The sequence below is a fragment of the Pseudoalteromonas sp. Z9A5 genome, from assembly GCF_011378875.1.
GTDB lineage: Bacteria > Pseudomonadota > Gammaproteobacteria > Enterobacterales > Alteromonadaceae > Pseudoalteromonas.
This window is the reverse complement of the sequence record NZ_WTLC01000021.1, coordinates 26,728-42,012: the sequence shown is the minus strand read 5'-3', so window position 1 is coordinate 42,012 and position 15,285 is coordinate 26,728. Positions and strand designations below refer to the sequence as shown.

At 37.6% G+C, this 15,285-nt stretch carries 12 protein-coding genes and 2 tRNA genes; 9 read left to right on the top strand and 5 right to left on the bottom strand.

Features of this window, described 5'->3' with window-relative positions; all coding sequences use genetic code 11:
• The first annotated feature begins 99 nt into the window (after window positions 1–99).
• From GQR56_RS12155 to GQR56_RS12140, 4 genes are all read left to right on the top strand, one after another.
• On the top strand, window positions 100–1,131 hold the full coding sequence (locus tag GQR56_RS12155; RefSeq protein WP_166111795.1) for an isoaspartyl peptidase/L-asparaginase: 1,032 nt from the start codon (window positions 100–102) through the stop codon (window positions 1,129–1,131).
• Between the two features lie 128 nt (window positions 1,132–1,259).
• Window positions 1,260–5,147, top strand: a complete 3,888-nt coding sequence (hrpA, locus tag GQR56_RS12150; protein WP_346775766.1) for an ATP-dependent RNA helicase HrpA — start codon at window positions 1,260–1,262, stop codon at window positions 5,145–5,147.
• Window positions 5,148–5,223: 76 nt separating this feature from the next.
• Complete coding sequence (locus GQR56_RS12145) at window positions 5,224–5,604, top strand: response regulator (RefSeq protein ID WP_024611574.1); 381 nt, start codon at window positions 5,224–5,226, stop codon at window positions 5,602–5,604.
• 8 nt (window positions 5,605–5,612) lie between these two features.
• Complete coding sequence (locus GQR56_RS12140) at window positions 5,613–5,909, top strand: PilZ domain-containing protein (protein ID WP_024611573.1); 297 nt, start codon at window positions 5,613–5,615, stop codon at window positions 5,907–5,909.
• A gap of 20 nt (window positions 5,910–5,929) precedes the next feature.
• Here the strand turns inward: GQR56_RS12140 and GQR56_RS12135 are convergent, their stop codons facing one another.
• The gene (locus tag GQR56_RS12135) at window positions 5,930–7,120 is read right to left on the bottom strand and encodes a class I SAM-dependent methyltransferase (protein WP_024611572.1); all 1,191 of its coding nucleotides are present in this window, start codon (window positions 7,118–7,120) and stop codon (window positions 5,930–5,932) included.
• A gap of 139 nt (window positions 7,121–7,259) precedes the next feature.
• Here GQR56_RS12135 and GQR56_RS12130 point away from each other — a divergent pair, with 139 nt between their 5' ends.
• A complete protein-coding gene (locus GQR56_RS12130) occupies window positions 7,260–7,916 on the top strand; it encodes an HD domain-containing protein (protein ID WP_166111788.1) in 657 nt (218 codons plus the stop codon).
• 1 nt (window position 7,917) lies between these two features.
• Window positions 7,918–8,358: a VOC family protein gene (locus GQR56_RS12125; protein WP_024611570.1), complete on the top strand. Its 441-nt coding sequence runs from the start codon at window positions 7,918–7,920 to the stop codon at window positions 8,356–8,358.
• Here GQR56_RS12125 and GQR56_RS12120 read toward each other — a convergent pair.
• Both GQR56_RS12120 and GQR56_RS12115 read right to left on the bottom strand, forming a co-directional pair.
• Complete coding sequence (locus GQR56_RS12120) at window positions 8,355–9,347, bottom strand: two-component system response regulator (RefSeq protein WP_166111785.1); 993 nt, start codon at window positions 9,345–9,347, stop codon at window positions 8,355–8,357. The two genes, GQR56_RS12125 and GQR56_RS12120, sit on opposite strands and share 4 nt — an antisense overlap.
• Before the next feature lie 10 nt (window positions 9,348–9,357).
• On the bottom strand, window positions 9,358–12,675 hold the full coding sequence (locus GQR56_RS12115; RefSeq protein WP_166111782.1) for an MHYT domain-containing protein: 3,318 nt from the start codon (window positions 12,673–12,675) through the stop codon (window positions 9,358–9,360).
• 354 nt (window positions 12,676–13,029) lie between these two features.
• Here GQR56_RS12115 and GQR56_RS12110 point away from each other — a divergent pair, with 354 nt between their 5' ends.
• The gene (locus GQR56_RS12110) at window positions 13,030–13,719 is read left to right on the top strand and encodes a SprT family zinc-dependent metalloprotease (protein WP_166111779.1); all 690 of its coding nucleotides are present in this window, start codon (window positions 13,030–13,032) and stop codon (window positions 13,717–13,719) included.
• A gap of 46 nt (window positions 13,720–13,765) precedes the next feature.
• On the opposite strand, the gene GQR56_RS12105 is transcribed toward GQR56_RS12110, so the two are convergent.
• Window positions 13,766–13,850 (bottom strand) — tRNA-Tyr (locus GQR56_RS12105).
• A 49-nt stretch (window positions 13,851–13,899) separates the two neighbouring features.
• A tRNA-Tyr gene (locus GQR56_RS12100) sits at window positions 13,900–13,984 on the bottom strand.
• A 112-nt stretch (window positions 13,985–14,096) separates the two neighbouring features.
• Here GQR56_RS12100 and GQR56_RS12095 point away from each other — a divergent pair.
• A complete protein-coding gene (locus tag GQR56_RS12095; protein WP_166111776.1) occupies window positions 14,097–14,624 on the top strand; it encodes a VC2046/SO_2500 family protein in 528 nt (175 codons plus the stop codon).
• A 190-nt stretch (window positions 14,625–14,814) separates the two neighbouring features.
• Complete coding sequence (locus tag GQR56_RS12090; RefSeq protein ID WP_024611565.1) at window positions 14,815–15,117, top strand: DUF6172 family protein; 303 nt, start codon at window positions 14,815–14,817, stop codon at window positions 15,115–15,117.
• The last annotated feature ends 168 nt before the right edge of the window (window positions 15,118–15,285 follow it).

Below are 15,285 nucleotides of genomic sequence, written 5' to 3'. Positions count from 1 at the left end.
TTAGGGCGCTTTTTTTATGTCATTAAACTCACTTTAGTTGAAATTTTAGCCACAACAATTCAAATTGTATAAATAGCCTATAAACCCTGAGAGTCCACTATGAAAAAATTATTATTTGCAATTACTGCCAGCAGCTGTTTAACGTTAAGTAATGATGCGTTAAGCGTGGAGACTCCTTTTGCTATTGCGATTCATGGTGGGGCTGGCACAATCGAAAAAGCACGGTTTACACCAGAGCAAGAGCAACTTTACCGAGATAAACTAAGTGAAGCCGTTGAAACTGGTTACAAAGTACTTGAACTTGGTGGTGAAAGTTTAGATGCGGTTACAGCGGCTATTGAAGTGCTGGAACAGTCGCCTTATTTTAATGCTGGTCGTGGTGCGGTATATACTTATGAAGGAAGCCATGAACTCGACGCGTCAATTATGGATGGACGAAATCGCCAAGCAGGTGCAGTGGCAGGTGTAAAGCATATAGAGAGCCCAATTAATTTAGCGCGTTTAGTAATGGAAAATTCTGTACATGTAATGCTAAGTGGTCAAGGGGCTGAGGAGTTTGCTAAAGAGCAAGGCGTAACGTTAATTGAAAATAACTTATTTGATACACCCCATCGTTATGAAGCGCTGATAAAAGCAAAACAAAAATTAGATAAAGCGAAAGCAACCAGCAAAGCGTATCAAGCCGCACATAAGGCGTTACCTAATAATTATAAAATGGGTACTGTTGGCGCTGTAGCGTTGGATAAAAATGGTAATTTAGCGGCAGGTACATCAACGGGAGGTATGACGGCAAAACGTTATGGTCGTGTTGGTGATGCACCAGTAATTGGCGCCGGTACATTTGCTGAGAATGAATCGTGTGCTGTATCGGCAACTGGGCATGGCGAGTATTTTATTCGTTACAATGTAGCCAGTGATATTTGTGCACGTGTTAAGTATCAGGGTAAAACCATTGCTGATGCGGGGAATGATGTTATAAACGGCGTACTTAAACCGATTGGCGGTACTGGTGGCGTTATTATTATTGATACTAAAGGTAATATTAGTTTGCCGTTTAATACTTCTGGAATGTATCGCGCGAGCAAATCGAACACGCAAGCAACCTATGTGGGCATTTTTAACGATGAATAATTGGTTTAAGTGAGTAACTAATCCTTTTATATAATAAACGTGTGGTTGTTATACGTTTTGTAGGATTAACCCCAGCCATTTAATTTGATATAATTACGACTCTTTTACTAATTTTGTAAGGTATGCGGGTGGTAAACCTAGGTCAGCTGTTTGGCGAACTAAAAACGTGCTTAAAAAAAGATCAATTCATTTTCAAAAAACGCTTACATGGCGTAAAAAAAATAACAGATGAAAGCAAACATGCACACGCGCTTGAAAAAATAGCGGCTGATATTACCCGTAGCCAAGAGTTTCGTGATAAACGTTTAGCTAATCTTCCTAAGGTGACTTACCCAGAGCAATTGCCAGTAAGTCAAAAAAAGGATGTGATTAAAAACGCTATAGCAAATAACCAAGTGGTTATTATTGCCGGCGAAACGGGCTCAGGGAAAACCACGCAAATCCCTAAAATGTGTTTAGAGCTTGGTCGAGGTGTTGATGGCTTAATTGGTCATACTCAACCACGTCGATTAGCTGCACGTACAGTTGCCAATCGTATCGCAGAAGAAATGAAGTGTGAACTTGGTCAGCAAGTTGGCTTTAAAATTCGTTTTAGCGATCAGGTTTCAAATAATACTTACGTTAAATTAATGACCGACGGTATTTTACTGGCAGAAATTCAGCAAGATCGTTTTTTAAATCAATACGATACTATTATTATTGATGAAGCGCATGAACGTAGTTTAAATATTGACTTTATTTTAGGTTATTTAAAAAACCTACTTCCTAAACGCCCTGATTTAAAAATAATCATTACCTCTGCAACCATTGACCCTGAGCGCTTTTCTAAACATTTTGACGATGCGCCAATTATTGAAGTGTCGGGACGTACTTTCCCTGTTGATGTGCGTTATAACCCGATTACCGACATTAATAAAGATGATATGGAAGCAGAAGGCGATCAACTGCAAGGTATTTTTGATGCGGTTGACGAGCTTTGTGCTGAAGGTCCTGGCGATATACTGATCTTTTTAAATGGTGAGCGTGAAATACGCGATACAGCTGATGCACTCAGCAAGCGTAATTTAAAACACACCGACGTATTGCCGCTTTATTCTCGTTTATCGAACGCAGAGCAAAACCGTATATTTGCACCGCATTCTCGTCGCCATATTATTTTATCGACAAACGTAGCCGAAACATCATTAACCGTGCCGGGTATTCGTTATGTAATAGACCCAGGAACTGCGCGTATAAGCCGTTATAGCTACCGTACAAAAGTTCAGCGTTTACCAATAGAACCTATATCACAAGCAAGTGCTAATCAGCGTATGGGTCGTTGTGGGCGTGTTGAAGCGGGTATTTGTATCCGTTTATACGCTGAGGATGACTTTATATCGCGACCTGAATTTACAGATCCCGAAATACTACGTACCAATTTAGCCTCTGTAATTTTACAAATGTTAGCACTTGGGCTTGGTGATATGGCACAGTTTCCGTTTGTGCAAGCCCCAGATAGCCGTAATATTAACGATGGTTTAATGCTGCTCGAAGAACTACAAGCAGTAAAACCTGCGCAGCGAGATAGCAAAACGAGTTTAACGCAATCGGGTAGAGAGCTTAGCCGATTACCCGTTGACCCTCGTTTAGCTAAAATGGTGTTAACAGCGCATAAGCTTGGCGCACTACGAGAAGTTATTATAATTGTTGCTGCGCTTTCGATTCAAGATCCCCGTGAGCGACCTCAAGAAAAACGTGCCGCTGCAAATGAAAAACACGGACGCTTTGATGACCCAGATTCAGATTTTATCGCTTTTTTAAATCTATGGAATTACTTAGAAGAGCAGCAAAGTGATCTGACTAATGGTCAGTTTAGAAAGTTGTGTCAAAAAGATTTTTTAGCGTATATGCGTTTGCGTGAGTGGCAAGATATTGTTTATCAAATAAGTACTGTATGCAACGAAATGGGTATGAAAGCAACCAGCCAAGCGGCTGATGGCGAACTTATCCACAAAGCGTTATTGAGCGGTATGCTAAGTCATATTGGCTTTAAAGATGAAAAACAAGTTTATAAAGGTGCACGTAATAGCCTGTTTTATATATTTCCGGGTTCGGGATTATTTAAGAAAAGCCCTAAATGGATGATGTCGGCGGAGCTTGTAGAAACAAGTAAATTATACGCACGTATTAACGCTAAAATTGATATTAACTGGGTTGAACCTTTAGCTCAGCACTTGGTTAAGCGTAGTTATACAGAACCTCATTGGGAGAAAAAGCCTGGTGCAGTAATCGCGTTTGAACAACAAACACTTTACGGTTTACTAGTCGTTAATAAGCGCCGATGTATTTATAGCAACATCGACCCTAAAGTAAGTAGAGAGCTGTTTGTTCGTACTGCACTGGTAGAACAAGATCTCGGTTTAAATGAAAGCTTTTTACAGTTTAATCGTGAATTAATTGAAGATATTCAAGTTCTTGAAAATAAATCGCGTCGTCGCGATATTTTAGTTGATGAGCAAACATTATTTGAGTTTTACGATAAAAAGATTCCAAAAGAGATCAATAATCGTGCTGCATTTGTAAAATGGTATAAAACCCAAAAACAGCAAAATAAGCACTATTTGCACATGACCCGCGAAGAGTTAATGCAGCACGGTGCAAATAGTATTACAGAGTTTGATTACCCTGATACATGGCAACAAGATAATTTAATTTTACCGCTTGCTTATCATTTTGATCCTGGACAAGCAGTTGATGGTGTTGCTGTACAAATTCCGGTTGCCTTGCTAAACCAAGTTCAAGAGATTGGTTTTGATTGGCATATACCAGCGTTTAGACATGAGTTGATAAGTGGACTAATTAAATCGCTGCCTAAATCACTTCGTCGTAACTTTGTACCAGCGCCTAATTATGCAGATGCTGTACTTGCTGCAATAGAACCAATGCAAGGTAATTTAATTGAGTCATTGAGCAATCGCTTGCTAAGAATGACCGGCGTGCGAGTAGACCCAGAGGCATGGGATTTGAGCGCGCTTGCACCGCATTTACGTTTTCAGTTTGAAGTACGTGATGATAACGATAAATTACTCGCACGCGGGCTTGATTTAGCTAAGCTTAAAGCTGAGTTACAAGGCGAAGTGACTCAAACGTTATCTAAAGTAGCCGATAAAGGCATAGAAAAAGTAGATTTAACACAATGGGATTTTGGCGAGTTACCTAGCTCGTATGTTAAAAAGCAAGGGCAGTATGAAATAAAGGCTTACCCTGCGCTGGTGGATAAAAAATCAAGTGCTGCAGTTGAGCTTTTTGATAACGAAGTTAAAGCACAAGTATCGCACCAACAAGGTTTGCGCCGCTTAGTATTGTTAAATGTGCCATCGCCAATTAAATATTTACAGCAAAATTTACCAAACAAAGCTAAGCTTGGTTTGTATTTTAATCCGTTTGGTAAAATAGCTGATCTAATTGATGATTGTATAGCTTCTGGCGTAGATAGCCTGTTAGTTAAGTACGGGGATATTCGTACCAGTGATGCATTTGAAAATGTAAAAGAGCATATACGCGGTGAGTTAGGTGATGCTGTTGTAGAAATTGCAGTCCAAGTTGAACAAGTTTTAAGTATTGCCCATGTTTTACATAAAAAAATGAAAGGGCGAGTTGATTTAACTATGATAACCGCGCATGGCGACATTAAATCTCAACTGGAATCACTCATTTTTAAAGGTTTTGTTAGCCAACATGGTGCAATGAAACTAGGGGATTTAATTCGTTATTTAAAAGCGATTCAAAAGCGTTTAGAAAAACTGCCTGTAGACCCTAACAAAGATAGGCTATGTGTACTTGAGCTAGATAAAGTAGCATTAGAGTATAAAAAATTAGCGAATAAAACACCAAAAGGTATGCCTCATCCACCAGAAGTAGAAGCTATTTTTTGGATGCAGCAAGAGCTAAGAGTATCATTATTCGCACAAACGTTAGGTACGCCTTATCCAATTTCTGCTAAACGTGTATTAAATGCGATAAAAGAAATTGAATAAAACTTGCATTTTCTATTAAGCTTAGTACCTTAATAGAAGGATTTATTTTTTGTTATGAGAAGGAAACGGCATACACATGTCCTCATTGAATGAAACGAGAAGACAACATTTGTTAGTGGTAGACGATGAGTATTTTAATTACGAGATACTCAAAGCTGGGCTAGCATCAAAGTTTGAGGTTAGCTACGCTGACTCTGGGCAAAGTTGCCTTGCATCGGCAATTGCTAATCCTCCGGACATTATATTACTCGATGTATGTATGCCAGGGCTTGATGGTTATGATACATGTCGAATGCTTAAACATACCCCAGAAACAAAAAATATTCCCGTTGTTATGGTTTCAGGACTTGAATCGCCACTTGAAAAACAAGCTGGATTTGATGCCGGATGTGATGCTTATGTAGTAAAGCCTTTTTCTATGGGTGTATTACTAGAGCAAATTAATACGATTGTGTAGAGGGTAATATGTTTACAGACGACAAACGAAACTTTAGACGTATGCAGGTGAATACGCCTGCAAATTTAACAACAATAGAACCTGTTGCGGGTTTAAACTATACAGCAGAGTGTACAGATTTAAGTGCGACGGGGTTGTCGCTGCATTTAGATGATTTACTCGAACCAAACACTATTTTATCTGTTGATATAGCGTCTACTCATCCAAGTATTGCCCCTTTAAAGGCAACGGCTAAAGTAATACGTGCCAGCAAAGAAGATGATGGCACTATAACCGCAGGGCTTGAAATCATTCAGTTTAACTAATTAAATTGAATCATTAGTTATTAATATACCTTACAGATTAAGCCTTTTAAGTAAAAGCCTTCAGGGTAACTACCCGCGATAGGGTGATCGGCAGCTTGATTCAAGCGCTCCATTATAAGTAGGTCTTTACCCGCATCAAGTGCTGCATCAGCGACTACTTTTTGAAATAAATTTTGTTCCATCAAACCAGAACATGAAAACGTTAATAGCGTTCCACCTGGTTTAAGTATTTGCATGGCAATCATGTTGATATCTTTATAACCACGACATGCACCTGTTAGCTGTGCTTTATTATCAGCAAATTTAGGTGGATCCATCACTATAGTATCAAACTGTCTGCCTTCATCGCGGTATTGGCGTAGTAACTTAAATACATCCTGTTTAACAAAATCAACTTTATCTAAATCTAAGTTATTATGCTCAACGTTACGCTTTGCTGTATCTAAAGCAGGTTGAGATACATCTACATTAGTTACATGCTCACATCCACCACGCAAAGCGTATAATGAAAATGTACCTGTGTAGCTAAAGCAGTTAAGTACGGTTTTACCTTTTGAAAAGCGTTCAAGTGCAGCACGACTATCGCGTTGGTCTAAATAAAATCCTGTTTTATGACCATTAATTATATCGACTTCAATTTTAAAACCATTTTCATCAATAAGTACTGGCTGTGTTGGTTCATTACCCCAAAGTGCACCCTTAATTGGCTCTAAGCCTTCTTTGTTACGTACTTCTACGTCAGAGCGCTCATAAATACTACATCCAGGGAAAATAGACATTAGTGCGCCTACAATTTCGCCTTTATGACGCTCAGCACCAGCACTTAATAGCTGACACACTAATACGTTATCAAACTTGTCGATTGTAACGCCAGGTAGGTAATCAGATTCCGCAGCACATAATCTAAAGCCTGTTAACCCGCCTTCTTCAATTACTTGGCTACGTGCTTCTAATGAGCGGCGTAAACGGCGTTCAAAAAAGTTTTGATCGATTACTTCTTTCTCGTCAAAGCTCCAAACACGAGCACGAATTTGTGAATGAGGGCTGTAAGCGGCTGTTGCTAAAAACTTACCTTCACTGTCATGAATCGTTACTGTGTCGCCTAATCCTGGTTTACCTTTAATTTTTTTGATGGCTTTTGAAAATAACCAAGGGTGTTTTCTTTTTAATGATTTATCGCGACCAGCTTGTAGGTAAACGGCAGATGACATAGGGCTTCTCAGTAGTAATAAATAAGCGCTGTATTTTAGTCAAGCAACGAGCAACATACAATGAATGTTTTGCAAGAGGGGCATAAAGCACGGTAAAGTACGGGTAATTCATCGATTCATTAGCTTTTGGAACCTATTAGTGCCTGACGCCATTTTAAGCCCCGATTTAGAAATGCTTAATTCACAATGTAGAAAATTTATAACCTCTTTGGTGCATGCCGATGTAGCTCACGACATTACACACATAGAGCGAGTGGTGCGCGTTGCAATACAATTGTGTAATGCAGAGCAGGCAAACATGTCGGTAGTGTTACCGGCAGCGTGGATGCACGACTGTGTAGCCGTAGCTAAAAATCATCCCGATCGTGCAAAAGCTTCTACTATGGCTGCAGATAAAGCACTAGAGTTTTTAAAATCTGTTAATTATGACGAATCACTTTTTGATGAGATTCATCATGCAATTGCAGCACATAGCTTCAGCGCCAATATAAAAATTAAAACTGTTGAAGCGCAAATAGTACAAGATGCCGACAGAATGGATGCATTGGGCGCTATTGGGGTGAGCAGGTGCATGAAGGTTGGTGGCTCAATTTCTCGGTTATTGTATAATCCAGAAGACCCTTTTTGTATTGAACGTGAAGCCGATGATAAGAAATACACGCTTGATCATTTTTTTATAAAGTTATTACATATTGCCGATAGCATGAATACGCCATCAGCTAAAGATGAAGCTAAAAGACGTACAACGTACATGCACGAATTTTTAGAACAATTAAAGTCAGAAATTGGTGAGTAATGTGAATAATACAAACACACCTACATTATCTGGTATCGATCATTGTCATTTAAATGTTGATAACTTAGCTAATGCCGTTAAGTGGTATGAACATGTTTTAGGTTTTAGCGTAGTAACCGAGCTTGCCTTTTGGAATGAGAGTGGGCAAGGACCTTTAACTCTTGAAGATGCTAGTTTAACAACTCGTTTAGCACTTTTTGAAGGAGAGGGATGCAGTAAAGGGATTGCATTTTTGGCAACTGGCGAGCAGTTTATACAGTGGCTTTCACATTTTGAGTGTTTAAATATAAAAGCAATTTTAGCAGATCATGGTGTAACATTTTCTATGTACTTTAAAGATGAAAGCGGCAATAGCCATGAGATTACTTCTCACGACTACACTTATATTAAATCTTATTTTCCAAAAGTTAGCTTAGGGTCTCATTCAGCTAAGAAAGATTAACTTCCTTGATTTGCATTCTTTATAGCAAGAATATCGTCTAACTTACTGATAAATAGTTCCATTAGAGCAGAGTCGAAATGAATTCCGGCTTGTTTTTGCATATGTGAAACTGTTTCTTCAACACTCCAAGCTTCTTTGTAAGGGCGTTTAGATGTAAGTGCATCGAATACGTCTGCTATAGCAACGATTCGACCTTCTATTGATATTTCTTCAGCTTTTAGCCCATTAGGGTAGCCGGTACCATCCCACTTTTCATGATGTTCAATTGCCAGCTTATGAGCAAGTTGCAATAAAGGAGATGATGAATTAGCTAAAATTTGCGCACCTATAACAGCATGCTTTTTCATATGATCAAATTCTTCGCTTGTTAGTCGTCCAGGCTTTAATAAAATAGCATCTGGAATACCTATTTTACCAACATCGTGCATAGGGGCGGCTTGGCGTAATAATTCAGCCTGATGCTCTGGCATACCTAATGCTAATGCAAGTACTTTGCAATATTGGCTCATTCGAACAATATGCTCACCCGTATCGGTATCTTTATACTCTGCAGCGCGCCCTAATCGCTGTACTAAATCTACATGGGCTTGTTTTAGTTGTTCAGCTTGCACAAGTGAAAGATGTGTTTTAACCCTTGCTCTTACAATTGCAGGACTAATAGGCTTAGTAATATAATCTACAGCACCAAGCTCAAAACCTTTAAATTCATCACTTTCATCACCTAAGGCGGTTACAAAAACAACTGGAATATGAGATGTTTTTGGATTGCTTTTTACTAATTGACATACTTCAAAGCCATTCATATCTGGCATCATAATATCGAGTAAAATGAGCTGTGGCAGATCTTTTTCTAGCAAAGCAAGGGCTGCATCTCCTGATTTAGCAAAAGACATTCGATATTGATTACCTAACACTTCTCGCATTACTTTTAGATTTGCTGGCTCATCGTCAACAATTAATATACGTGGCCTATCGGAAGAAAAATCCATTAATTAATACTCATTCATGTGTTAATTTTTCAAGTAAAGTTTCTAATTTCACTTCTGCGGCATCGAAATCGAACTCATCAAATGCGTCTGCTATATCAGCTATATTTTCTTTAAATTGTGATGCAGGGTTACGTTGTAATTGAGTAAGTAGATCATCATTAAGTTCAGCATTTTTGGCATCTTGGTAAAGTTGCTCACAAAGTGCTTTTATTTCAGTTATTGATAATGTATCGGTCTCTTCAACTGTATTATCTGGTTTTTTACACACACTACTTGCTAGTAACTTAGTTATGACGGCAAGCTCATTTTTTATTGCCGATAAAATACCATCAATATTAGCATCGGTTGCTTGTTCTAAACTGGCTAATAGCTTCATTAAAGTACTAAGACCTAGATTTCCAGCAACACCTTTCAGGGTATGAATTAAACTATCAATATCTTTTATATCAGATAACGGTTCGTTTAATAGAGTTTCAAATCGTTTGTCTGTGTCATTAGTAAATTTAGTGATTTCAGTTAATTGTTTGCACCTAGAGCCCCATAAAGCTAAGCCTTTTTCAAAATCAATGTGTTGGGCACTAGGGTCTGTTTGCGATATTACAATTTCTTTTGCTAAACCCAGGCCTAAAACTTGAGCAATTTCTTGGTTTAGTTGATTTATATCGACTGGTTTGTTTGCAAAACCGTTCATACCTGCTTTTTTTGCAGTCAGTTTATCTTGCTGTAACACACTCGCTGTTAAGGCGATAATAGGTGTGTATTTTAATTGCCTTTGTTTTTCAATTTTGCGTATTTTAATTGTTGCCTCAATACCGTCGCATTCAGGCATATGTATATCCATTAAAATAACATCAAAATCTTGTTTCTCAAAAATATCAATGGCTTCAAGCCCATTACTCGCTTTAGTTACTATGTGTTGATCGCGAGAAAGTAACAACGAAAGAAGCTCTGTATTTTGTTCTATATCATCAACAACTAACACTCTAAGCGCTGGTAGCTGAGTATGTAGACCGTCAAAATAATCTATTTTAGTTTCGTCACCTACCTCTAGTGGCAATGAAAAGTAAAAGCAAGTGCCTTTGCCTATGTTACTCACTAGATTAATTGTACCGCCCATAAGTTCAACAAGTTGCTTACTTATCGTTGTACCAAGCCCAGTGCCTCCAAATCGACGTGTAGTTGTGCCATCTGCTTGTTCAAAAGGCTGAAAAACAGCTTTTACACGATCCTTAGCAATACCAATACCCGTATCTTGAACTTCAAAAAACAGGTGCTCGTTTTGTGTTGTACTTACGGTGACAGTTACAGAGCCTTGTTCGGTAAATTTTATAGCATTACCTATAAGATTAGTAAGCACCTGTCTTACTCGATCAGGGTCACCATAGTAGGCTGTATGTACAGATGCTTTAATATCGAGAGTTAGGTTAAGATCTTTCTTTTTAGCTTCAAGCCAAAAGGTAGAAATAATACTATCTATTACAGGTTTTAAACTAAAGTGAATTGGTTCTATAGTCAGTTTGCCGCGCTCTAATTTTGCTGAATCAAGAATTTCATTAAGTAGACGTAACAAAGAACGTGCGGCATTATTAACGGTAATAAGATGTTTTTGTTGTTCTTGATCTAGTGGGGTATCCATTAACAAGTCACTAAAACCAATAATTGAATTCATAGGCGTACGTATTTCGTGGCTCATATTAGCCATAAAAGATTGCTTTGCAAACGCGGCTTCTTCTGCTTGGAGTTTAGCTTTTTCTAATTTTGCTTCGTATTCTTTTCGTTCAGTAATATCGACTAGTACGCCGTCAATCCATTGCGGTGTCGCTTTATCTGAAAAATCAAAACTACCTTTATCTAAAAGCCATAAAATTTTGCCATTTCTATGCCTAATTCTATATTCAATAGAATATTGTCTTTTTTCTTCAATGGCTAATGTAATAGCATCTAGGATAGGTTGTTGGTCAACTTTTAAAACAAGATCGTTAAACTCGATGCAATGCTCAGTAAATTCCTCTGATTTATAGCCCGTTAATTCTAATATTCTGGGGCTTATAAATAACATAGTCCAATTAATATCAAATTTACATCGAAACACGACACCTGGCATATTGTCTATTAAAGAGCGATATTTTTGTTCTTTTTCAATAATGTTTCGTTGTAGTTTTCGCTGTTCACTTAAATCAGTTATAAAACCAACATATAACGGGTTTTGCCCTGGTTGGTTTACCTCTCCTACACCCAAGCGAATAGGGAATAAGTGACCCTTTTTATGTTTTGCTAATATTTCACGGTTAACACCAATGACCTTGCCTAAGTCAACATTTTTAGCATTTGAAAGATAGCTATCGTGATGTGCTGCGATGGTATCGTCCATTAACATTTTTATGTTCTTGCTTTGTACTTCACTTTCACGCCAACCAAAAATTTTACTCGCTGATTCGTTAAAGCTCAAAATCACGCCTTTATGATCTATTGTCACAATGCCATCAATAGCGGTGCCTAAAATAGCATTTAAACGAGACTCATCAGCCGACTTTTCTTCCAGCAACATTTTATATCTTACCATGCCGTTAAGAACGGCAACTACACTTGTTATTGCGACCGTTGCTGTGGCAACCGCGATAGCGACAAAAGTAAGACCTGCTGTAGCATTAACATCGTCGTATAGCAGTGGAGAGGTTGCAACAAAACGCGTTGCTGCCATTCCCATATAGTGCATGCCTGCGACGGCTGAACCTAGAATAAGAGCGCTAATTGAGCGGTTTTGGAGAGAGGTTAAATTTGGGAGTATTTTTTCAAGGTTGAAACGACAATATAAAGCAATGAAAGACAGTGCCACTGCAACAATAATTGAAAGCCCAAACATTAAAGGATCGTAACGCAATAATGGGGAGAGCTCCATTGCAGCCATGCCACTGTAATGCATGGTACCTATACCTGAGCCGAGTAATACTGAGCAGATAGCTAATACTTTAAAATTACCATTACTGTTTACCAGCATTGATACAGCATATTGGCAGGCCAAAAATGCGGGAATAAAAGATAACAATGTAATAGTTGGATCATACTTGATATTAGTGCACAACGAAAAAGCCAGCATACCAATAAAATGCATACTCCAAATACCGGCTGAAAAGACAGTTGCTGCCGTTATATTAGCGATACGTTGATAACTTGGAAATTTAGTCTCTTTTGCTAAATCAATGAGCTTAGTTGTAAAAAATGCAGCAAATATTGCAATTAAAACAGACATCGATACCAAAACAGGATCGTAAACCCCATTCACAATTAAGCTTGGATCTTGGTCTTTAATGAAAAATGCGGATAACATAGCGGCTCAAAATATAGTCTTTATATTTTTATTTTAATGTAATTTCTTAATAAATAAACTGTTAATTCCAAGAATGCCTTAAAACAACAACTTTATAACTAATAATTATCTTTTATTACTCAAATATCGCTTTAACTTTTATATTTAGATCGGGACTGTATGCTTTTTGAACTATAAAAAACAACTTTAAATTATTAATGCGATTTCGTTAGTTATAAAACTACAAGTAAAGAAGGTTACAATGCTAATTATTAAATAAGAGGCAATTTTATTATGTAAATATAAGTATTAAATATACGCAGTAGATACGATATTATTGCATCAGCATATAAAATTTATTTATGAGAAGTTATTGTGTTTGAGTACCAGCTAAAAAAAAGTGCCCGACGAAAAACAGTTGCAATTAAAGTACACAATCAAAAAGTGACGGTATATGCTCCTAGTTATGTGGCAAAAAATCAAATTGATAGCTGGTTACATGAAAAAAAGTCGTGGGTAGATGCCCAGTTACGAAAGCAGCTTAATGCAACTGACACCAAACAATACCCCTTTGAAAAAGAACAAATACGTCTTTTTTCAGACGTAGTTAATTTACGGTTTGAGCAAGGTCCTGACTCTGCAGTAAAACCTTATTTAGATGATGGATTATTAATTACGGTATCTTCTCGTGTTAAGTATCAGCAACAAAAGCATCAAAAGTTATTGGAAGCATATTTAAAAGAGAAGTTAACTGCCTATATAGAAATGCAATTAGCTTATTACTGCACTCAAATGAAAGAGATATTACCTGAGAATTTAAATATTGGAGTTTATAAGCGAAAGTGGGGAAGTTGTAATAGTAAACGTGAGCTAACGTTTAATTTGCATCTTGTTTGTGCGCCTCATCACATTATAGATTATGTAATAGTTCATGAATTAGCACATTTGCGTTATTTAAATCACAGTAAGGCATTTTGGCAACGGGTTGAAACGTTTTATCCTGAATATAAAGCAGCATCACAATGGTTAAAAATACATGGAAGTAGTTTGCAATGGGTATTTTAAGTCGTTTGTATAAAACAGATGAATTACTAGATAAGAAGTAGAAAAGTGGTGGAGGGAGCTGGATTCGAACCAGCGAAGGCTGAGCCGTCAGATTTACAGTCTGATCCCTTTGGCCGCTCGGGAACCCCTCCACACTAATTTTATTGCATTTGGCCCCACTTAACTTAGCGGTAAGAAAAGTGGTGGAGGGAGCTGGATTCGAACCAGCGAAGGCTGAGCCGTCAGATTTACAGTCTGATCCCTTTGGCCGCTCGGGAACCCCTCCAATGCAACGGCGCTGATAATAGCAAAACTTGTATTTAAGTAAAGAAAAAAGCTAAAGAAAAATGAAATAAAGCCGATAAATATCTATAACCTATAACAATCGGCTAAAGTCTATGCAAATCGATGATTTGTTAATCACAGAAGGGCAGTTGAGCACACGGCTCAATAAAAGTGTCCACGAACATCGCAGAGGAGAGTTTTCTCTTTTACTTGCAATGCTTTCTCATGATGCTCTGGATTTTAGTCAGTTTCATTTACCAAAAACAGAAATTGAAAATTTAATTGTTGAAGAAGATATACTGCGTAAACAAATTGGAGCAGCTCCTAAGCAACTTTTAGCCCCAGATAAATTTGATATGTTAATAGGGCAATATAATGCATCCTTATTAGTAAAGAATGGGGAGCGTTCAGGCATGAGCGATATTAAATTGAACCATTGTTTAAATCCAGAGCCTCTTTCGATAAGGGATGACGCTACATATATCCCGCTTAATGTGATTGATAATTGTGAACTTGCAGTACGTAGGCGTTTAAAAAGCACTGAAACTCAACTCTCTAATCCACAAATGGATGCCGCTGCTTTTTATGATAATCTTAATAACGAGAATCTACACCAGCCTTTGCATCTTGCTAGCGCTTAAATGATCAAGCCTATAAAAGGCTTTAAGTTCAAGTTAGACAATTTATATGCGAATGCAGACAACCTTAATTTTTTTAAAAACTGATTTAGTGTAAAAAAAGCATCCAAAAATTTATTGCAATTGCTATAATGAGTACAAATGGTATGACATTAAATGCCGTTATCATTAAATCAAGGTAATTAGGAACGTAATGAAGAAAACATTCACGCTGAATCATGAGAAAATCAAATACCCTCGTATGGTTGATGCTGCAAAGCACGAAGTGAAAAAATATTTGAAAAGAGAGCGTAATAAAACGCTGCCTGAAGATGCTGACTATTGGGCATTCGATTGTAAGTTTGGTAATACAGTTGAAGATGCACAAGTTGTGCACGTTGCTGAGTTAAGCAATCAAATTGGCGAAATTGAAAAGCAAGGTTTAACTTCTTTTTATGTAGAAATTTTAGCGCGACCTGCACAGCGTCAGCAATTAGATCTTGATGACGATGAGTAATACTTAGTTTTAAGTATGTATTAATTCAGAAATGGGCCTTAATTTAAAGGCCCATTTTTTATTGACTAACATTTAAAATGTGCAAAGTTTTAAAGTTAGGTAATTGTTCAAATTGAGGTGAATCTAATTGCATTAATGAATATGCAAGTTACTAGGCTAAATGAAAAC